The sequence below is a fragment of the Parerythrobacter aurantius genome (genome assembly GCF_045291475.1).
In the GTDB taxonomy this organism is placed as follows: domain Bacteria; phylum Pseudomonadota; class Alphaproteobacteria; order Sphingomonadales; family Sphingomonadaceae; genus Parerythrobacter; species Parerythrobacter aurantius.
In genome coordinates, this window is the sequence record NZ_CP147985.1 from 677115 (window position 1) to 696113 (window position 18999).

At 66.9% G+C, this 18999-nt stretch carries 18 protein-coding genes; 10 read left to right on the top strand and 8 right to left on the bottom strand.

Translation table 11 applies throughout. The features are described from left to right. Window positions 1-147: 147 nt before the first annotated feature. Entirely contained in the window at window positions 148-1266 is a 1119-nt protein-coding gene (locus tag WAB17_RS03405) for a hypothetical protein (RefSeq protein WP_435418628.1), read from the top strand. A 529-nt stretch (window positions 1267-1795) separates the two neighbouring features. Here the strand turns inward: WAB17_RS03405 and ruvB are convergent. Both ruvB and ruvA read right to left on the bottom strand, forming a co-directional pair. Beyond that, window positions 1796-2827, bottom strand: a complete 1032-nt coding sequence (gene ruvB / locus WAB17_RS03410; protein WP_435418629.1) for a Holliday junction branch migration DNA helicase RuvB — start codon at window positions 2825-2827, stop codon at window positions 1796-1798. Further along, entirely contained in the window at window positions 2824-3426 is a 603-nt protein-coding gene (gene ruvA, locus WAB17_RS03415; protein ID WP_435418630.1) for a Holliday junction branch migration protein RuvA, read from the bottom strand. Before ruvA ends, ruvB begins: the two co-directional genes overlap by 4 nt. A gap of 255 nt (window positions 3427-3681) precedes the next feature. Between ruvA and aroC the strand changes: the two genes are divergently transcribed. Then, window positions 3682-4767 (top strand): chorismate synthase, encoded by a 1086-nt coding sequence (aroC, locus tag WAB17_RS03420; RefSeq protein ID WP_435418631.1) that lies wholly within the window; start codon window positions 3682-3684, stop codon window positions 4765-4767. A 413-nt stretch (window positions 4768-5180) separates the two neighbouring features. Then, window positions 5181-7394: a catalase/peroxidase HPI gene (katG, locus tag WAB17_RS03425; RefSeq protein WP_435418632.1), complete on the top strand. Its 2214-nt coding sequence runs from the start codon at window positions 5181-5183 to the stop codon at window positions 7392-7394. A 69-nt stretch (window positions 7395-7463) separates the two neighbouring features. On the opposite strand, the gene WAB17_RS03430 is transcribed toward katG, so the two are convergent. The 3 genes from WAB17_RS03430 to WAB17_RS03440 are packed head-to-tail and all read right to left on the bottom strand — an operon-like array spanning window position 7464 to window position 9894. Continuing rightward, window positions 7464-8048, bottom strand: coding sequence for a Smr/MutS family protein (locus tag WAB17_RS03430; RefSeq protein WP_435418633.1), 585 nt, complete (start codon window positions 8046-8048; stop codon window positions 7464-7466). Next, on the bottom strand, window positions 8045-9238 hold the full coding sequence (gene mltA, locus WAB17_RS03435; RefSeq protein ID WP_435418634.1) for a murein transglycosylase A: 1194 nt from the start codon (window positions 9236-9238) through the stop codon (window positions 8045-8047). Before mltA ends, WAB17_RS03430 begins: the two co-directional genes overlap by 4 nt. 26 nt (window positions 9239-9264) lie before the next feature. After that, complete coding sequence (locus WAB17_RS03440) at window positions 9265-9894, bottom strand: Tim44/TimA family putative adaptor protein (RefSeq protein ID WP_435419324.1); 630 nt, start codon at window positions 9892-9894, stop codon at window positions 9265-9267. Window positions 9895-10205: 311 nt separating this feature from the next. Here WAB17_RS03440 and secB point away from each other — a divergent pair, with 311 nt between their 5' ends. The 5 genes from secB to WAB17_RS03465 all read left to right on the top strand — a co-directional run bounded on the left by secB (window position 10206) and on the right by WAB17_RS03465 (window position 14644). Beyond that, window positions 10206-10727 carry a protein-export chaperone SecB gene (gene secB, locus WAB17_RS03445; protein WP_435418635.1) on the top strand — a complete coding sequence of 174 codons (522 nt, stop codon included), beginning with the start codon at window positions 10206-10208 and terminating at the stop codon, window positions 10725-10727. Window positions 10728-10752: 25 nt separating this feature from the next. Next, window positions 10753-12324: a murein biosynthesis integral membrane protein MurJ gene (murJ, locus tag WAB17_RS03450; RefSeq protein ID WP_435418636.1), complete on the top strand. Its 1572-nt coding sequence runs from the start codon at window positions 10753-10755 to the stop codon at window positions 12322-12324. A 33-nt stretch (window positions 12325-12357) separates the two neighbouring features. Further along, window positions 12358-13374: a tryptophan--tRNA ligase gene (trpS, locus tag WAB17_RS03455; protein ID WP_435418637.1), complete on the top strand. Its 1017-nt coding sequence runs from the start codon at window positions 12358-12360 to the stop codon at window positions 13372-13374. A gap of 143 nt (window positions 13375-13517) precedes the next feature. Beyond that, the gene (locus WAB17_RS03460) at window positions 13518-14219 is read left to right on the top strand and encodes a DUF4136 domain-containing protein (RefSeq protein WP_435418638.1); all 702 of its coding nucleotides are present in this window, start codon (window positions 13518-13520) and stop codon (window positions 14217-14219) included. Between the two features lie 119 nt (window positions 14220-14338). After that, entirely contained in the window at window positions 14339-14644 is a 306-nt protein-coding gene (locus WAB17_RS03465; RefSeq protein ID WP_435418639.1) for a hypothetical protein, read from the top strand. Window positions 14645-14657: 13 nt separating this feature from the next. Here the strand turns inward: WAB17_RS03465 and WAB17_RS03470 are convergent, their stop codons facing one another. The 3 genes from WAB17_RS03470 to WAB17_RS03480 all read right to left on the bottom strand — a co-directional run bounded on the left by WAB17_RS03470 (window position 14658) and on the right by WAB17_RS03480 (window position 17401). Further along, the gene (locus tag WAB17_RS03470) at window positions 14658-14915 is read right to left on the bottom strand and encodes a YjhX family toxin (protein WP_435418640.1); all 258 of its coding nucleotides are present in this window, start codon (window positions 14913-14915) and stop codon (window positions 14658-14660) included. A gap of 205 nt (window positions 14916-15120) precedes the next feature. Further along, window positions 15121-15600 (bottom strand): dUTP diphosphatase, encoded by a 480-nt coding sequence (gene dut, locus WAB17_RS03475; protein ID WP_435419325.1) that lies wholly within the window; start codon window positions 15598-15600, stop codon window positions 15121-15123. A gap of 25 nt (window positions 15601-15625) precedes the next feature. Next, on the bottom strand, window positions 15626-17401 hold the full coding sequence (locus WAB17_RS03480; RefSeq protein ID WP_435418641.1) for a bifunctional phosphopantothenoylcysteine decarboxylase/phosphopantothenate synthase: 1776 nt from the start codon (window positions 17399-17401) through the stop codon (window positions 15626-15628). Between the two features lie 149 nt (window positions 17402-17550). On the opposite strand from WAB17_RS03480, the gene WAB17_RS03485 reads away from it, so the two are divergent. Both WAB17_RS03485 and WAB17_RS03490 read left to right on the top strand, forming a co-directional pair. Next, complete coding sequence (locus tag WAB17_RS03485) at window positions 17551-17946, top strand: DUF4345 family protein (RefSeq protein WP_435418642.1); 396 nt, start codon at window positions 17551-17553, stop codon at window positions 17944-17946. Window positions 17947-18184: 238 nt separating this feature from the next. Then, window positions 18185-18988: a hypothetical protein gene (locus WAB17_RS03490; RefSeq protein ID WP_435418643.1), complete on the top strand. Its 804-nt coding sequence runs from the start codon at window positions 18185-18187 to the stop codon at window positions 18986-18988. Window positions 18989-18999: the final 11 nt, after the last annotated feature.

Genomic DNA, 18999 nt, shown 5'->3' on the forward strand with positions numbered 1-18999 from the left:
GCCGGTGGCCCGCGGCGTCAAGCACGTCATCACCAAATGGTACCAGCAGGAACCCTGGCGGCTGCTCAGCGGCCACGGCTGAAGGGCCTGAGAACAAAAAAAGGGCGGCCCGCAAGGCCGCCCTTTCAGTTCGGAGAAAGCGCCTGCGTGGTTCAGGCAGCCTTCTTCCAGAATTTGCGACGCGAGAACACGGCAGCCGCGCCCAGGCCGAACAGGATCGTCATCGGCGGTGCCGGAACCGGCGTGCCGCTGCTCGAGGAAGAGCTGCTGCCGGAGGTGCTGCTCGACGAGGAACTCGAGGACGACGAGGAGCTGCTGCTCGAAGAGGAGGAGCTCGAGGACGACGAGGAGGAACTGGTCGAGCTGGTCATGTTGCCCGAGCTCGATCCGGAGGTCGAGATCCCGCCGCTCGACGAGCTGCTGCTCGAGGACGAGGAGCTGGACGAACTCGAGGATGAACCCGACGAGCCACCGGAGCCACCGGAGCCGCCCGAGCCACCCGACGAACCGGAACTGGACGAACTGCTGCTCGACGAAGAGGAAGACGACGAGGATCCGCCGCTGCTGCCCGACGAGCCCGAGGAGCCGCTGCCGCCCGACGAACCCGATGAGCCGCCCGGATGGCCGGAGCTTGACCCCGGTTTGCCCGAGCTACCCCCACCCGAGGAACCGCCGCTCGAAGAAGAGGACGAAGACGAGGAAGACGACGAGGACGAACTCGAACTGCTCGACGAGGAGCTGCTGCTCGAGACATTACCCGAGGTCGAGGACACATTGCCCGAACTGGACGAGACATTGCCGGACGAGCTGGACACGTTGCCCGACGAGCTGGAGACGTTGCCCGACGAGCTGGAAACGTTGCCCGACGAGCTGGAGACATTGCCCGAGGTGGTCGAGGTCGAAATGCCGCCGGTGCTCGTACTGCTGCCGCCGCTCGAGTTCTCGATGTCAATATCGATGTCGATCCCTCCGGTGGTGCCCGGCTCACCGCTGGAAGCGATGTTGCCGCTGGTGGTCGTGGTCGAGGTGACGGTCACATTGCCGCCGCTCGATCCGCCGCCGCCGAAGAAGCCGCCGAAGAAGCCGCCGCCGAAGCCACCGCCGAAACCGCCGCCGCCGCCGACGACGGTCACGCCGCCTTCACCTCCGCCGCCGCCGACAAAGCCGCCGCCGATCGGGAACACCGCCGGCGCGACCGATACGACCGTCGTGGTCGCACCGCCGCAGCCATTGCCGCCACCGATCACGGTGGTGCCTCCGGCATAGCCCTGGTACGCGCCCTGGGCTCCGGCACCGTAGGCGCTGCTGCCGTAGGGCGCGGCATAGCCCGGACCTGCGGGCACGCACTCGACCACGCGTTCGATGACGCGCTTCTTGCGCTTCACCGTCTTGGTCACCTTGCGCTTCTTGGGCGGGGCTTCCTTGATGTAGCGGACGGGCTGCGCCTTCACCGACTTGACCGACTTGTACGAGACGGTCGACGACTGCGGTTCGGCGACGCGCACCGCGCCACCTGCGAGCAAGGCACCGCCAGCTGCGGTTGCCGCCAGTTTCGCCAGGGCCAATTTCACCGACATGGGCAAACTCTTCTGTTCCTGCTGGGGCTTTCCGCACATCCGGCGTGTCCGGTGTGGGTGTATCCCCCTGCTGCCCTTGGAACATCGCGCCCCTTTAACCCGCAATCACGTTAACCATGAAAACGTGAGGTCGGAGCATTTTTTTGCCGCCGGTCGGCAAGTTGGCTAACGCCTTGTCCCGCAATGGCACCGAATCCGGGGCAAAGCTTGCCGAATGGTTAAGCCTCGTCGCCGAACAGGCCGGTTTGCGAACCGGCTGGCGGGCGGCGGTCGAGGTGTTCCCAGCCGCGATCGTTAAGACAGCGCCCACGTGCGGTGCGGGCGACCAGGCCGAGCTGGATCAGGAACGGCTCGACCACTTCCTCGATCGTGTCGCGCGGCTCGGCGAGGCCCGCCGCGAGCGTCTCCACCCCGACCGGGCCGCCCTTGTAGATATCGGCAATCATGGCAAGATAGCGCCGGTCCATCGCATCGAGGCCGAGCCGGTCGACCTCCAGCCGGGTCAGCGCGGCATCGGCGATGGCCGCCGTGACGGTAACGGCCTTTTCGACCTCGGCAAAGTCGCGCACGCGGCGCAGCAGGCGGCCGGCGACACGGGGCGTGCCGCGCGAACGCCGGGCAATCTCGCGCGCGCCCTCAGGATCGATCGGCAGCCCCATCAGCCCGGCCCCGCGCGTGACGACTTTTTCCAGCTCGTCCTCGGTGTAGAAATTCAACCGCACCGGGATGCCGAAGCGGTCGCGCAGTGGCGTCGTCAGCAGGCCTTGCCGCGTGGTGGCGCCGATCAGAGTGAAGGGCGGCAGGTCGATCCGCACGCTGCGCGCCGAGGGACCTTCGCCGATGATCAGGTCGAGCGCGCGGTCCTCCATCGCCGGGTAGAGCACTTCCTCGACCACCGGGTTGAGCCGGTGGATCTCGTCGATGAACAGCACATCATGCGGTTCGAGATTGGTCAGCAGCGCGGCCAGGTCCCCCGCCTTGGCAATCACCGGCCCGCTGGTGGCGCGGAAGCCCACGCCCAGCTCGCGCGCGATGATCTGCGCCAGCGTGGTCTTGCCCAGCCCCGGTGGACCGAAGAACAGCGTATGGTCCATCGCCTCACCGCGGCTGCGCGCCGCCTCGATGAACACCGCGAGATTGTCCTTCGCCGCCGCCTGCCCGACGAATTCGGCGAGCGACTTGGGCCGCAGCGCCGCGTCAGGGTCTTCCGGCTGCCGCTGGGGCGTATGGAGGGGGATGGGGTCGGTCACCCCGCCGCCCTCTTCAGCGCGACCCTGATCAATTCACCCTCGTTCGCGCCTTCGCCCAGTTCGCCTTGGGCCAGCGCCACGGCGCGGGCGGCGACGGCGGGTTTGAAGCCGAGGTTCTCCAGTGCGCTGACGGCATCGGCGCTATGGCTGCCCGCCGGGGTGATCGTGACGCCCGCCACGCCGCCGCCCGAGGGAAGCGCGCCCGCCTTGTCCTTCAATTCATTGACGATCCGGCCCGCCAGCTTCGGCCCGACGCCATTGGCGCGGGCCACCATCGCGGCATCGCCATTGGCGCAGGCGGTCTGGAGTTCGCCAGCTGAGAGCGCCGAGAGGATCGCGAGGCCGACCTTGCTGCCCACCCCCTGCACCTGCGTCAGCAGCCGGAACCAGTCGCGCTCGGCGCTGTCGGCAAAGCCGAGCAGGCGCATGTCGTTCTCGGACACCTGCAGGTCGGTGTAGACGGTGCAGGCTTCGCCCACCTCGCCCAGCGCGCTCAGCGTCTTGGTCGAGCAATGGACCAGATAGCCCACGCCCGCGACGTCGATCACCGCCCAGTCGGTGCCGGTTTCGTCGAGCAGGCCCTTTAGCTTGGCGATCATATGACACGTTCCACAATCACGTTTTGTTCCTGCCCGCTCCGCACCCGTTTGGAAAGCCCCGATATCAAGGATTTCCCGCGAAAGGTCACACTAAGTTCACACCAAAACCCAACACCGCCGATGACCGCTCCCTGCCGTTTGCCCTGGCCGGCGAGGACCGGTACGGCCTCGACCCACGGTCTGCCACAATCCCTCGACCGTAGGAAAGCGAAGCTTGCTTTCCATTCCCGCTTCCAGAGGGCATGAGGCCGGTCCATGAGCTGGAATACCTTCGGACGCGTGCTACGCATGACCACCTGGGGCGAGAGCCATGGCCCGGCGATCGGCTGCGTGCTCGATGGCTGCCCGCCGGGCCTTGCGCTTGGCGAGGATGACATCCAGCCGTATCTCGATGCGCGCCGTCCGGGGCAGAACAAGTTCACCACCCAGCGGCAGGAGCCCGACCGGGTTCGCATCCTCTCGGGCGTGTTCGAGGGCAGGACGACCGGCACGCCGATCAGCCTGCTGATCGAGAACGTCGATCAGCGCAGCAAGGACTATTCCGAGGTCGCCAAGGCCTATCGCCCGGGCCATGCCGACTATGCCTATGACGCCAAATACGGCTTGCGCGACTATCGCGGCGGCGGGCGCTCCAGCGCGCGCGAGACGGCGATGCGGGTGGCGGCAGGCTCGGTGGCGCGGCTGGTGATCCCCGAGGTCAGCATCCTCGCCTATGTCAGCGAGATCGGCGGCGATGCTATCGACCCGGCCAGTTTCGATGCGGCCGAGATTGCGCGCAATCCCTTCTGGTGTCCGGATGCGGAGGCAGCGCGGCGGTGGGAGGCGCTGGTCGACGATGCGCGCAAGGCGGGCTCTTCCTTGGGCGCGGTGGTCGAATGCGTCGCCACGGGCGTCCCCGCCGGTTGGGGCGCGCCGATCTATGCCAAGCTCGATGCCGACCTTGCCGCCGGGATGATGGGCATCAATGCAGTCAAGGGCGTCGAGATCGGCGACGGTTTCGGCGCGGCGCGGCTGACGGGCGAGCAGAACGCCGACCCGATGCGTCCCAATGAAACGGGGGCCAATGACGGCCCGCGCTTTGAAGCGAACCACGCGGGCGGCATCGCCGGCGGGATCAGCACCGGCCAGCCGGTCACCTGCCGCGTCGCCTTCAAGCCGACCAGTTCGATCCTGACCTCGGTCGAAACCATCGACAGCGAAGGCAACGCCACCGAGATACGTACCAAGGGTCGCCACGATCCCTGCGTCGGCATCCGCGGCACGCCCGTGGTCGAAGCGATGATGGCGCTGGTGCTGGCCGACCACAAACTGCTCGACCGCGCTCAGGTAGCGAAGCGATAGCGCAGCAAAAACGCGCTCAAATAGCGCAGCGATAGCGTATCGAACCCGGCACTCGCGGGTTTACGCGCCCGCTGGCTTTCGCTAGCGACACCGGCCTGTCACAATCCGGTAGATCGAAAGGGTCGCAGCTTGCCTACCAAGGTGGAAATACGAAAGGCCAAGGAACAACGCGAACGGCGCATGAAGGCGCTGGGCAAGGTTGCTGTCGTCCTGGTCGGCCTTGCCACCCTCGCGCTTGTCGGTGTCGCCCTCACCGGCTGAACGTGCTTCCGGTCCGGCGCCCGCCGATGTCCGGCTATTCCGATTAATAATTGCCATTTAATCGATTGGACTAATCAGCCGCGAACCGTCATTCCGCTGGCATGTTTCGCCCGTACCGGGTGATTCCCCCGATTCTAGCAGGAGAGACAATTATGGACGCGAAGACCGGAGATATCAGCGGCTGCCCGTTCCACGGCGATGCCGGAACCCGCAGCCTGTTCGGCCGCACCAATCGCGACTGGTGGCCGGATGCGCTGCAGCTCGACATCCTCGTCGCCGGCGGCAAGAACCCCGACCCGATGGGCGAGGACTTCGATTATTGCGAAGCCTTCAACGCGCTCGATTACGATGCGCTCAAGGCTGACCTGACCGCGCTGATGACCGACAGCCAGGACTGGTGGCCGGCCGACTACGGCCACTACGGCCCCTTCTTCATCCGCATGGCCTGGCACGCGGCCGGCACCTATCGCACCGGCGACGGGCGCGGCGGCTCCTCGAGCGGCCAGCAGCGCTTCGCCCCGCTCAACAGCTGGCCCGACAACGGCAACCTCGACAAGGCCCGCCGCCTGCTGTGGCCGATCAAGCAGAAGTACGGCAAGCACATTAGCTGGGCCGACCTCTTCATCCTGACCGGCAACGTCGCGATCGAATCGATGGGCGGCCCGGTGTTCGGTTTCGGCGGCGGCCGCAAGGACGTGTTCGAACCCGAAACCGTATACTGGGGCACCGAAGAGAAGTGGGTCGACCAAGGCGCCGAAACCCGCATCATCCCCGATGAAGGCAAGGCCTTGGAGAACCCGCTGGCGGCGATCCAGATGGGCCTCATCTACGTCAATCCCGAAGGACCGGGCGGCAACCCCGACCCGCTGCTGTCGGCCCGCGACATGCGCGAAACCTTCAGCCGCATGGCGATGAACGACGAGGAAACCGTGGCGCTGACCGCCGGCGGCCACGCCTTCGGCAAGGCGCACGGCGCGAAGCCTGCCGACACCTTCAGCGGCAACCCCGAATCCGAGGCGCTGGCGCTGCAGGGCTTCGGCTGGCTGACCGATGCCGACGAGATTGGAAAGGGCCACATCACCACTTCGGGCATCGAAGGCGCGTGGACCCCCAACCCGACCCAGTGGGGCGGCGACTATTTCCGCCTGCTGTTCAAATACGAGTACGAGCTGGTGAAGAGCCCGGCGGGCGCCAACCAGTGGCAACCGGTCAACCCCGATCCGGAGGACATGGCACCCGACGCGCGCGATCCGTCGAAGAAGGTGCCGACCATGATGACCACCGCCGACATGGCGCTGAAGATGGACCCGGAATATCGCAAGATCTCCGAACGCTTCCGCGACGACCAGGCGGCGCTCGACGATGCCTTTGCCCGCGCTTGGTTCAAGCTGTGCCACCGCGACATGGGCCCGAAGGTCCGTTACATGGGCCCTGAAGTCCCTGCAGAAGACCTGATCTGGCAGGACCCGGTCCCGGCGGGAACCAAGCCTTCGGACGCCGAGGTCGCCGCCTTCAAGTCGGCCGTGCTTGCCAGCGGGCTGACCGTCAGCGAACTGGTCAAGGCGGCGTGGGCCTCGGCCTCGACCTACCGCAACTCCGACCACCGCGGCGGTGCCAATGGTGCCCGCGTACGCCTCGCCCCGCAGAAGGACTGGAAGGTCAACGACCCGGCCGAACTCGGCAAGGTGCTGGCCAAGCTCGATGAGCTGCGGGGCAACCTCTCGATGGCCGACGCCATCGTGCTGGCCGGTGCGGCTGCGGTCGAGAAGGCGGCGAAGGACGGCGGTTTCGACGTCAAGGTCGGTGTCACCACCGGCCGCGGCGACGCCACCGCAGAGCAGACCGACGCGGAGAGCTTCGAACCGCTTGAGCCCTTCGCCGACGGCTTCCGCAACTACCTCAAGACCAAGTCCAGCGTGAAGACCGAGGAAATGCTGATCGACCGGGCGCATCTGCTCGGCCTGTCGATCCCGGAAATGACCGCGCTGGTCGGCGGGATGCGCGCGCTGGGTGCGGTCAGCACCCATGCCCACCACGGCAACCGCATCGGCGTGCTGACCGACCGCGCCGGCACGCTCAGCACCGACTTCTTCGTCAACCTGCTCGACATGGGGACGAAGTGGGAAACGGTCTCGGAAAGCGGCGACGAGGAATTCGTCGGCAAGGACCGCAAGACCGGCGAGGAAAAGTGGCGCGCCACCCGCACCGACCTCGTGTTCGGTTCGAACTCGCAGCTACGCGCCCAGTCCGAAGTCTTCGCCGAGAAGGGCAACGAACAGCTGTTCGTCGACATTTTCGTCAAGGCCTGGACCAAGGTGATGGACGCCGACCGGTTCGACCTGAGCTACGCGAGGTACCACGGCTAAGCCGCAGCGGCCCTGCGGGCCGCAAGGAGAACCCCCGGCTCCCCCAGCGGGCGCCGGGGGTTTTCCGTTTCAGCGCTGGCGCCGCAGAACGACGTAGAGCGCGCCCTCGCCCCCGTGGCGGCGGTGCGCCTTGCGAATGGCGGCGATGGCCTCGCCGTGCTCGCTCGCAGCCAGCCAGTCGAGGATCTTGGCGCGGATCACGCCGCGCGAAGTGGCGCGATCGGCCGCATCGACCGGGCGGGGCCTGCCGGTGACGACCAGCACCACCCGCGCGCCCATGGCCCGCGCCTGCGCCATGCCGTCCATCAGACGGCCGAAAGCCGCGACCATCCCGTGATCGTGCAGGTCGAGCGAGACGTCCGGGGTGATATCGCCGGCCTTCAGGCGCCGGTCCCAGTGCGAGTCGAGATTGCCAGGCGCCGGCACCCGCCGCGCCGACGGCGGCAGGGGCTGCACACCGGCATGCGGAAGGGAGGCATGCTGTGTCCGCACCTTCGATACCGGCGCGGGCGACGCCACCCTATCCTTTGGCGGGACAGGTCCGGCAGCGGCCTTTCGCCGCACGGCCTTCGCGGGATGGAGCGGCACGACCGTCGCCGCGACTTTTTCCCAGACCGCCGCTTCCTCGTCGCTTAGCCCCCGCGGATGGGTCATCGCGGTGTCGTGGCTTGCAGCCGTGCCACCACACCTTTCGGCAGCAGCAGCAAGGCTTGGCCGCGTCCGCTCATTCCGCCCGCGACTTCGGCGCTGTCGCCGCCATTGCCCCAGAAGGTGTCGAAGCGGTTGGCGCCCTTGATCGCCCCGCCGGTGTCCTGCGCCACCCACAGCCCGTCCGCGACATTCCGATCGAGATCGAGCCAGACCGGCGCGCCATAGGGCACGAAGCGCGGATCGATGGCCACGCTGTCGCCGCGCCGCACGGGAATGCCGAGCGAACCGAGCGGCCCGTCGGTTGTCAGCTCCCGGAAGAAAATCCAGCTTTCGTTGAGCCGCATCAGCGCGCTGCCTTCCGCCGGATACTCGCGCAGGTAGCGCACGATGCCCTGCATGCTGCCCGGATATTTGCCCGGCCCTTCGCCCAGCAGTCCGCGTTCGCGCATGACCCCGCCGATGCCTGTATAGGCATGGCCGTTCTGCCCGGCATAGCCGATCCGCATCACCGACCCGTCGGGCAGGCGCAACAGGCCGGATCCCTGGATCTGGAGGAAGAACATCTCGATGCTGTCCTTCGCCCACGCGATTTCCAGCCCCCTGCCGGCCAGCGCCCCGTCCTCGATCTCGGCCCGCGTGTGATAGGGCACGAACCGTCCGGCAGCATCGTAGCGGCCGAGCGGCGGGCGTCCGGTGCGCTCGCTTTCGGGCATGTCGGCGGGCCAGCCGCGGACCAGGTCGTCCGGTAGGCGATAGACCGGCACGTCATACCCTTGGCGACGCGTCCGGCTGCCGTCGATCTCGGGTTCGTAGTAACCGGTGGCGAAAGCCGCGCCGTCGCCGATACGGGCCGTCTCGAAGAACTGCGGGAAGAATTCGGTCGCCCGGGTTGCCGGCCAGGTCCGCGCGGCGGTGCACGATGCCTGCCAGTCTGCCGGCACCGTCAGGCCGCTGCGGTCATCCTTCGTCGTGATCCAGTTGCAACTGGCGACGAAGGCGGCAAGCGCCGCATTGGCATCGGCCGCCTGCAGCCCGAGCGAGGCGACCTGCGGCCCGGGCGTGACCCCGGCCGCGACCGCGCTTTCGAGGACAGGCTCGGGCGGCACTTCCAGCCCGCTCGGCGGCTTGGCCTGCGGGACGATGGCGCAGGACGGGAGAGCCAGTGCGGCAGCAAGGACGACCCAGCGACGCATGGCGACCGTAACCGCGTCCGCGCCGCTCAGCCTTCGTCGGTTTCGTCGAGGATCCAGTCCGGCCCTGCCGCGTCGATGTTGCGCTTGAAGGTCCAGATGTCGCGGCTCTCGATGGCATCGTTGAGCGAGCCGGCAACGACATTGCCTTCCGCATCGCGCGTCACGGCGGCGATATCGGACACGAACAGCACCGTCACGCGTGCCGTGCGCCCTTCGAGGGCTGCACCGCGGACCGTCACGTCCTCGATCCGGATCAGCTTGTTGTCGAGCGTCTGGCCCATTTCCTTGCGCGCGTCGATCGCGCCGGCGAAGCTCTGGTAGACGTCGAGGTCGCACAGCTCGCGCAGGGTTTCCTTGTCGCCCCGCCAGAATGCTTCGAGCACCATCGCATAGGCGCCCTTGGCCCCGTCGAGGAAATTGAGCAGGTCGAACGACCGGTCCGCCGCGGCAATCGCGCGGACCCCCAGGTCGACCGACGGATGCAGGTCGGGATTGCGCGGCAGGTCGATCACCTGCGCTGCCGGGCGCGGGCGGGCATCCTGCGCCACCTTGGACGAATCGGCCTGGTCATACCGGTTCGGGATCACTTCCTCTTCGTGCTCGGCCCGTTCGCCCAGCACGGAATAGAGCCGCATGCCGAGGAAGGCGGCGATCATGGCGAGGATGACGATCTCGACGATATAGTTCACGGGCACTCTTACCTTTGTCAGTCCGGACCCGGGACAGCAGGTTCCGGCGGGCCGGATTACCATGTTTTGCTGGCCAAGTCCTGTGCTTAACGCGCGAAACCCTACATAGGGGGCCGGGCGCGATTCACAACACCGCCGGGAGCCCGTACGCGCCCGGGCGGGCAAATCCCACGAGCAGCGTTGCGGGAGAGGTCGCGCGGTGCTAGGCGCCCGCGCTGACAGGGGGCGCGGTGCAAACGGCGGCGCGCCCCGCCCATCCAGACGAAAGACCTTGCATCATGGCCGAAGAAGGCGACGTTCTCACCGACCTCAACATGGACCCCGTCGCTGGCGGCAACGGTGCCGACACCCGTCCGACGGCCGGTTTCATCACGCAGTACATCAAGGACCTTTCGGTAGAGAACCCGAACTCCCCGGCCGTCTACCAGTGGAACGAGCAGCCCCAGATCGACCTGCAATTCAACATCGGTGCGCAGCCGGTGAACGAAGAGGTGCAGGAGGTCGAGCTCAAGATCAATGTCGAGGCAAAGGTCGAAAGCGGTGCGCTCTACCTGATCGAGCTGGTCTATGCCGGGCTGGTCGGCCTGCGCAACATGCCCGACGACCAGGCGCACATGTTCATCTATGCCGAAGCGCCGCGGGTGCTGTTCCCCTTCGCCCGCCGCATCATCGCCGACGCGACCCGCGACCTGGGCTTCCAGCCGCTGATGCTCGACCCGATCGATTTCAACGGCCTCTACATCGCCCGCCTGCAGCAGAAGGCTGCCGAGCAGGGCGAGGCGCCGGTCGGCGAAGCCTGACCCGCGCCGACGCGCGAACACCGGCATGAGCCTCGTCAGGAACGTCGGGACGATCGGCGGGCTGACCGCCGTCAGCCGCGTGTTCGGCTTCGCGCGCGACATGCTGCTGGCCCGCGTGCTGGGCGCCGGCGGCGTAGCCGATGCCTGGCAACTGGCTTTCCAGTTGCCGAACATCTTCCGCCGGCTGTTTGCCGAAGGTGCCTTCGCAAGCGCCTTCGTGCCCCTGTTCAATCGCAGGATGAAGGTCGAAGGCGACTATTCCGAAGCCCGCCGGTTCGGCGAGGACGTGCTGGCAGTGCTGGTCCCGATCCTGATCGTGTTCGGCGCGCTGGCACTGATCTTCATGCCGTGGATCGCGGGCTTGTTCGCCAACGAGGGGACATCAGGCGATCCGGCCCTGTTCGACCATGCCGTGCTGATGGCGCGGATCACCTTCCCCTACCTGCTGTTCATGAGCCTCGCGACGCTTTGTGCGGCAGTGCTCAATTCGCTGTCCCGCTTTGCCGCGGCGGCCGCAGCGCCGATCCTGCTCAACATCTGCCTGCTGGCGGCATTGACCTGGGGCGCAATCCAGCCGGACAGCGAGGCGACACGGCTGGCGACCGGGTTCTGGCTCGCGGTGGCGGTATCCGTGTCGGGCCTGCTGCAGCTCGTATGGCTGGGGTTCTGGATGCACCGCGCCGGGTTCAAGCTGAGCCTGCGCGTGCCGAGGCTGACCGCGGGGGTGAGGGAACTGGGCGTGCTGATCGTTCCGGCCGTGTTCGGCGCAGGCGTGTACCAGATAGCCCGGTTCATCGACCTGTTCTTCCTCTCAACCCTGCCCGACGGCAGTTACACCTATCTCGCCATGGCCGACCGCTGGAACCAGTTGCCGCTGGGCATCATCGGCATTGCGCTGGGCACGGCGATATTGCCGGCGCTGTCACGCTTCCTGGCGCGCGAGGAGGCCGACGAGGCCTCGCGCCTGCAATCCAATGCGATCGAGATGGCGATGCTGCTGACCGTGCCGGCTGCGGTGGCCTTGTGGATTACCGGTAGCGCCTTCACCCGCGTCTTCTTCGTCGGCGGGGCTTTCACGGTCGAGGATGCCCTGGTCACGGGCACAGTGGTCGGCGGGCTGGTCCTTGGCCTTCCGGCCTATGTGCTGGTCAAAGTGCTGACGCCCAATTTCTTCGCCCGCAAGGATACGCGCACGCCGGTGATGACAGCGGCCGCCAGCCTGGTGGTTACGGTCGCGCTCAATTTCCTGCTCGTGCCGCGCATCGGTGTGCTGGGCCTCGCCGTGGCGGGTTCCATCGGCGCCTGGTGCAATGTGGCTCTATTGCTGCTGCTGCTTGGGACGAAAGACTATTTCCGCCTCCCCGGACGCGTTGTCGGCCGCATCCTGCGCATAGCCATTGCCTCCGCCGTCATGGGTGGCGCGCTCTGGCTGCTGATGCCGCCGCTCGATAGCTGGTTCAGCGGCAGTGCGATCGAGCGCGCGATTGCCATTCTGGCGATCATGGCGGCCGGCTTGGCCAGCTTCGGCCTGGCGGCGGCGGCGTTGGGCGTTCTCGACAAGGGCACGGTCCAGCGCCTAATGCGCCGCCAGGTTTGAAGCCTTCTTCGATTCTCTCGGGACAATCTGACAATGCGCGTCGTTTCCGGCATCCAGCCCACCGGCAATCTCCACCTCGGAAATTACCTGGGGGCGATCCGCAACTGGGTGCGGATGCAGGACGAGATGCAGGAGGGCAGCGAGTGCCTGTTCTTCCTCGCTGACCTGCACGCCATTTCCATGCCGCATGACCCGGCCGAGCTGCGCAAGGCGACGCTGGAAATGGCCGCCGCGCTCGTCGCCTGCGGAATCGACCCGGACAGGAGCGTGCTGTTCAACCAGGCGCAGGTCCCGGCCCATGCCGAGCTGCAATGGCTGCTCAACGGCACGGCCCGCATGGGCTGGCTCAATCGCATGACGCAGTGGAAGGACAAGGCCGGCAAGAACCGCGAAGGACAGTCGGTCGCGCTGTTTGCCTATCCGGTGCTGCAGGCCGCCGACGTGCTACTGTATCAGGCGACCCACGTGCCCGTGGGCGACGACCAGAAGCAGCATCTCGAGCTCGCCCGCGACATCGCGCAAAAGTTCAACAACGACTTCGCATCGGAAGACGACCCGGTCTTCACCCTGCCCGATCCCTTCATCCCGCCGCAGGCGGCGCGGATCATGAGCCTGCGCGACGGCAGTGCCAAGATGTCGAAGTCCGACCCCAGCGACATGAGCCGGATCAACTTGGTCGACAATGCCGACACCATCATGAAGAAGGTCAAGAAGGCCAAGACGGACCCCGAACCGCTGCCGGGCGAGGAAGCCGGGCTCGAAGGCCGTCCCGAGGCACTCAACCTCGTGGCGATCTTTGCCGCCATGACGGACTCGACGATAGAGGGTGTCTTGCGCGACTTCGGCGGACAGGGGTTCGGCACATTCAAGCCGGCGCTGGCGGAATTGCTGGCAGAGAAGCTCAGCCCGATCTCGGTCCGCTTCAACGAACTGTTGCAAGACCGCGAGGCAATCGAGGCCGTGCTGGCCAAGGGTGCGGCCAAGGCGCGCGAACGGGGACTGCCGACGCTGCGGCGCACCTATGAGGCACTGGGCCTGCTGCGTCACTGAGGCGGTTCCCGCGGCGCAAGACGCCGCGTCGCCATTCAAACGCGGTTCATGGCTTTTGCGGTAAACCGGTGTTATCAGGCGATGATCCGGCCACGGTGGGGCGGCCGGCCGCCGTCGCACCCATTATCGCGCAGGACTATACGATGACCGCAAAGACCACCCTGACCCGCCGCCTGATGCAGGCCGCCGCCGTGCCGCTGATGCTGGTGACGCTGGGCGGCTGCGCAACAGCCGGGTTCAAGTCCGACGTTACCCGCTTCACGTCGCAGTTGCCTGCGCCGCAGGGCCAGACTTTTGCCGTCGTGGCCGATGATCCGGCGCTCGCCGGCGGGCTCGAGTTCTCGCAATACGCGCAGCTCGTGACTGCGCGCATGGCGCAGCTCGGCTATGTTCCCGCCTCGCCCGACAGCGCGGACCTGCTGGTGCGGTTCGACTACGGCGTGGACCAGGGCCGCGAGAAGGTCCGTACCACCGGTTTCTACGATCCGTTCTACAGCTCGTGGTACGGGTTTCACCCGCGCAGCCGCTTCGGCTATCGCAGCCGTTTCTATCCCAGCCGGTTCCGCAGTGCCTGGGGCTACGGCTTCTACGACCCCTGGTTCGGCGGCCCGGATGTCGTCAGCTACACCGTCTACACCAGCGGCATCGACATGAAGATCGACCGCCGCGCCACGGGCGAACGCCTGTTCGAAGGCAAGGCCGAGGCGCTTTCGACCAGCAACCGCCTGCGGTACCTGGTGCCGAACCTGGTCGAGGCGATGTTCACCGATTTCCCGGGCAATTCGGGCGAGACCCTGCGCATTTCGATCGCGCCGGAGAAGACCACGGTGAAGCGGGTCGACTGAGCCATGTGCCGGCACGCGGTGTCTTCACAGGTCCTGCACGAATAACTGACGGCAAATCCGTTATCCGCGACCGTTCGGCCCCGGTATGGACCGGGACCGAAGCCGCAGGAGTAAGCGCCATGAAACCCGCTGACGCCGCCTTTCCCGGTCGCACCCGAATCGCGGGCCGTTGGCAGCTGGGCTACCTGGCCTTCGCCGGCCTGATGCTGGGCGCGCCGCTCCTCGCTATGCAGGTCAGCGACGAGGTTGCCTGGGGGCCGGAGGACTTCGCCGCCATGGCTGCGATGCTGGCCGCTCTCGGCCTGATGCTCGAAGCGGCAGGCCGGCTCGCGCCGACGGTCCGGATGCGCGCCGTGGTGATGGGCGCCGCGGTGCTGGCGTTCCTGCTGCTCTGGGCGGAGCTCGCGGTCGGATTGTTCGACTGATCATCATCCGGCGCTATCGGTTGTCGAGCTGGGATCGCACCGCGGCGAGACCTTCGCGCGTGATGCGATAGGCCGCCCCGCCACTGCTGCGGACCAGCCGCCGCTTGCGCAGGCGCTGGAACACGCCGAGCGTGCAGTCGACCAGCCGGTGCCCGTCGCGATTGTAGCAATCGACTTCGATTACCCGACCATGTTCGTCGCGGATGTAATCGATGCGCCCACCCTGGGCGAGCGCGTGGAGCACGCGCTGTTCGTATTTCGAGATGTTCACTGGAAGGGATATCCACTTGCCGGGCCGTGGCCCGGAGATGAGCTGAATGCCCCCGCGCCCCGTCAACCGGCGCACGGTGCATACGACAGCCCGGACCCGCGCCTGGTTGCGCGGTCGGGCAGATCAGCTGGTGGCAATTTCTTGCATGCTTCCCCTGGGGATGTGGACGCCAGAGGAATGTCCCAAGGCGGGCGCCGCGTCAAGCTCAGGCCAGCTTGGCGTGCCCCCCGGTCGAGCCGAAGCCGCCCGCGCCCCGCCCGGTTTCATCGAGCTCGTCGACTTCCTGCCATGCGGCCCTGGTGACCGGCGCCAGCACCAGTTGCGCGACGCGGTCGCCGCGGTGGATGGTGAAAGGCTCGCTGCCGTGATTGATCAGGATCGCCTTCAGTTCGCCGCGATAGTCGCTGTCGATCGTACCGGGGGTGTTGGGCACGGTGATACCATGCTTGAGCGCGAGGCCGCTGCGCGGACGGACCTGGATTTCGTAGCCATCAGGGATGGCCATGCTGAGACCCGTCGCCACGGCGTGGCGCGACCCCGGCGGGATCGTCACGTCTTCCGCCGACACGACATCCATCCCCGCCGCACCTGCGGTGGCATATTCGGGCAGCGGCAGGCCGTGCCCGTTGTTGAGGCGTTTCAGTCGCACCGCAACAGTCCCGTCAACGGCGCGCGCGCCGTCCATAGCATCAGGGCTTGCAGTCTGGCTGTCAGTCATCGCGATCCTCCGGAACCTCGTCCAGCGCTGCAGCTATTCGCTGCACCAGGGCGCGGGCGACATCGTCCTTCGGCAGATCGGGCAGGGCCTCGGCTCCCTGCGATGTCACGATATGCACTGTGTTGCGGTCGCCGCCCATCACGCTCTTGCCCTTGCCGCCCGACACGTCGTTGGCGACGATCCAGTCGGCACCCTTGCGCTTGCGCTTGGTCTTCGCATTGTCGAGCACATTGTCGGTTTCCGCGGCAAAGCCGACCACCAGCCTCGGCCGCTTGTCGCCCGCCGACAGGTTGGTGAGGATGTCGGGATTTTCCTCCAGGATCAGCGCCGGCGGGGCGGAGCCGCGCTTCTTCATTTTCTGGCCGGCGACATCACGCGTGCGCCAGTCGGCCACGGCAGCGACCATCACGGCGACATCGGCCGGCAGCGCGCCGCGAACGGCATCGGCCATTTCCACGGCGCTTTCGACGTCGATCCGGTCGACCCCCGGCGGCGTTTTCAGGTGCACCGGCCCTGCCACCAGCGTCACCCGCGCCCCGGCCTCGGCAGCGGCAGCAGCAATCGCGAAGCCTTGCTTCCCGCTCGACCGGTTGGCGATGTAGCGAACCGGGTCGATCGGTTCATGCGTCGGCCCGGCAGTTACCAGCACATGCTTGCCGAACAAGGGACGGTGCTCGGGATCGGTGTCGAAGTCCGGCTGGCCGGCGAGCACGTCGTTCTCGAATTCGTCTTCTTCGACCAGCGGTCCGGCGGGCCGTTGCGGCCCGTCGCCGGCAATCGGCTCGGGGCGCTGTGCGCCGGTACCGGTAGCAACCGTGTGGTTAATGGCATCGGCATCCGTCGGCGGAGCGGAGACCGCCTTGCCTTTCTTGGCGAGGATCGGTCCTGCATCGGCCGCAGCGGGCGCGTCGATGGCGGCAGGGTCGGCGGGGTCATCGAGCGGTCCCTCGACTGCATCGTCGCCCCAACCGTTCTCGTCTCCTATCGCCTCGGCGACCGCTGGCGTCGGCTCTTCGGTCGGAGCGTCCCACTGCGCCTCGATTTCCTCCACCGAACGCTTGCGGGTCGTGCGCGGGATGATCGATGCGAACAGGCCGCTGAGCATGCCCCTGCTCTCGACCTCGGGTTCCGGTTCGAGCGCTTCAACGACCTGCGCGGCAGGCGCTGCAACCTGCGGCATGGCGGCCAGTTCGGCCTGCTGCCGCAAGCCGACCTGTGGCGCCCCGAGGAGCCCGGCCATGGCGTTCCAGATCTCTTCGGGTTCGGGCAGACGGCCGGGGCCGAATTCGCCGCAGGCCATCGCCCCCTCCGCAGGCTCGATCACGCTGACCCCGGCATCTTGCAGCCGCGCGACGTTGAGCTGGGTGGCTTCGTGCTGCCACATCTTCACGTTCATTGCCGGTGCGACCATCACCGGCTTGTCGGTCGCCAGCAGCAATGTGGTGGCGAGATCGTCGGCGATGCCCGCGGCCATCTTCGCCAGCATGTTCGCCGTGGCCGGGCACACCATCACTAGGTCCGCCTCGCGGCTGAGCTGGATGTGTCCCATCTCCACTTCGTTGCGCAGGTCCCACAGCGTGGTGTGGACCGGATTTTCGCTCAGCGCCGCCAGCGCCATGGGGGTGACGAACTTCGCCCCGCCTTCGGTCAGCACGCAGGTGACCGTGCCGCCCTGCTTGCGGATCAGGCGCACGAGTTCGCACGACTTGTACGCCGCGATACCGCCGCCGATCACGAGAAGGACGCGTGGGCCCTCGCCGCCTGCCATTGATCGAGCCCTCCTTGCCCGGTTGCCTTACGCACCAGCCTAGCCGTGCGCGCGATTGCGCGAAAGTCCTCGCTTCCAATGGTTACGATTTGCCTAGCGGCAAGTGGTTACCGGGTTTACGCTAACCGCCGTTACGGGAGGGAATTACTATGCGACTGGTCATCACGGCACTGCTGTTCGTCCTGGGGCTGTTCTTTCTTTACATGGGTTTCGGCTTCATCCTGAACCCGTCGGTCACGGGGGCCGAATTCGGCCTGTCGCCGAAAGGAACGCAGGGCCTTTCGACCATCCGCGGCGATATGACCGCGATCTTCTGGGTCACGGGAATATGCATGATCTGGGGCGCATGGAAGCGCAATGGCGACCCGCTGATCGCCAGCGCCCTGATCATGGGCGTGGTGTTCTTGGGTCGATGCGTCTCGCTGGTGGCGGACGGCACCTACGAGGCCTGGTTCGTCCCGATGGCGGTGGAAGCGCTCACCGTCGCACTCAGCCTGATCGGCTGGAAAGTACTGCCCCATCACGACCTGCGCGAGGAAGGGTAGGCCATCGCTTGCCCGCGCTGGCGGTTGCCAAGCGCGATCCTTTGCGCAATCCTCGGCGCGGCGCGACAGAACGAGGGGCACGATGAAGGCAAGACTGGCAGCCTGCCTGTTACTAGTGGCAACGACCCTGCCGGGATGCGCGCTGTTTGCGGGCGCGGAACCCGTACCGGCCCCGCCCCCTCCGCCGCCTGCACCGCCGCCTCCGCCCCCGCCACCGCCACCCCCTTCGCCCGTCACCATGCAGTCGCGCGGCGCTATCGGCGGCTTTTCCGTCCAGCCGCCAGCCGATGACGGGGACCCGGCCTCACCTGTCCGGAGGGCGACAAGGGCTGCATCCAGCCCCGTTGCCGACACGCCTGTGCGACCCGCGCACCCCATCGGCGAAGCCGCGAGCGCGGCAGGGGCCGGCTACTGCGCGGCGATGGAGGACTTCGCCCCCGCCGACCAATGCGCACGCTATACCATGCTGGCCGACCAGGCACCGCTCGGCATTGCCGCACTGGGCGCGCCGCGTTCGATGGAGGTCGGCCAGTTCTATCCCGTGAAGCTGGTCGTCGGGAAACAGGAGCGGGCCGAGCAGATCGAGCGTGCTGCCGGGGAAGACGGCGAAGTTTCGACCGGGGAGATCAAGCTCGGCCCGTGGATCTGCGCCGAACTGAAGGCGACCGACTTCGAAGTGCGGGGCGACCTGCGCCAATGCAAGCGCAAGGCCGGTGCGCCGCAATTGAGCTTCGACTGGGAGGTTTCGCCCGGGCAGCCGCGCGACCTCACGCTGTCGGCCACGGTGCAGAGCCTGACCGAACAGGACGGCCAGCCGCTCGACCAGATCGACAGCGAAACCATCAAGGTAGCCGTGACTGCCGATGGCATTGCGACTTTCGACAACACGGTCGAGCGCCTGACCGGCAGTGCCGGCGGGTTCAGGACTTTCTTGCTGGCAGTGCTCAGCGCGCTCGGCGTGCTGTCGGTGATTGTCTGGCGGGTGCGCAATCTCGGCAAGAAGCCCGACAAGGATGCCCTGAAAGACCTGACCGCGACGTAGCGCGGCCCGCG

Coding starts and splice junctions, on each gene's coding strand:
- dut (WP_435419325.1), bottom strand. CDS start 15,600: ATGGACGGCGCGCGCGCCGTTGACGGGACTGTTGCGGTGCGACTGAAA.
- trpS (WP_435418637.1), top strand. CDS start 12,358: ATGCGCGTCGTTTCCGGCATCCAGCCCACCGGCAATCTCCACCTCGGA.
- WAB17_RS03440 (WP_435419324.1), bottom strand. CDS start 9,894: ATGATCGCCGCCTTCCTCGGCATGCGGCTCTATTCCGTGCTGGGCGAA.
- katG (WP_435418632.1), top strand. CDS start 5,181: ATGGACGCGAAGACCGGAGATATCAGCGGCTGCCCGTTCCACGGCGAT.
- ruvA (WP_435418630.1), bottom strand. CDS start 3,426: ATGATCGCCAAGCTAAAGGGCCTGCTCGACGAAACCGGCACCGACTGG.
- WAB17_RS03485 (WP_435418642.1), top strand. CDS start 17,551: ATGCGACTGGTCATCACGGCACTGCTGTTCGTCCTGGGGCTGTTCTTT.
- WAB17_RS03480 (WP_435418641.1), bottom strand. CDS start 17,401: ATGGCAGGCGGCGAGGGCCCACGCGTCCTTCTCGTGATCGGCGGCGGT.
- secB (WP_435418635.1), top strand. CDS start 10,206: ATGGCCGAAGAAGGCGACGTTCTCACCGACCTCAACATGGACCCCGTC.
- WAB17_RS03490 (WP_435418643.1), top strand. CDS start 18,185: ATGCAGTCGCGCGGCGCTATCGGCGGCTTTTCCGTCCAGCCGCCAGCC.
- mltA (WP_435418634.1), bottom strand. CDS start 9,238: ATGCGTCGCTGGGTCGTCCTTGCTGCCGCACTGGCTCTCCCGTCCTGC.
- aroC (WP_435418631.1), top strand. CDS start 3,682: ATGAGCTGGAATACCTTCGGACGCGTGCTACGCATGACCACCTGGGGC.
- WAB17_RS03465 (WP_435418639.1), top strand. CDS start 14,339: ATGAAACCCGCTGACGCCGCCTTTCCCGGTCGCACCCGAATCGCGGGC.
- WAB17_RS03430 (WP_435418633.1), bottom strand. CDS start 8,048: ATGACCCATCCGCGGGGGCTAAGCGACGAGGAAGCGGCGGTCTGGGAA.
- murJ (WP_435418636.1), top strand. CDS start 10,753: ATGAGCCTCGTCAGGAACGTCGGGACGATCGGCGGGCTGACCGCCGTC.
- WAB17_RS03460 (WP_435418638.1), top strand. CDS start 13,518: ATGACCGCAAAGACCACCCTGACCCGCCGCCTGATGCAGGCCGCCGCC.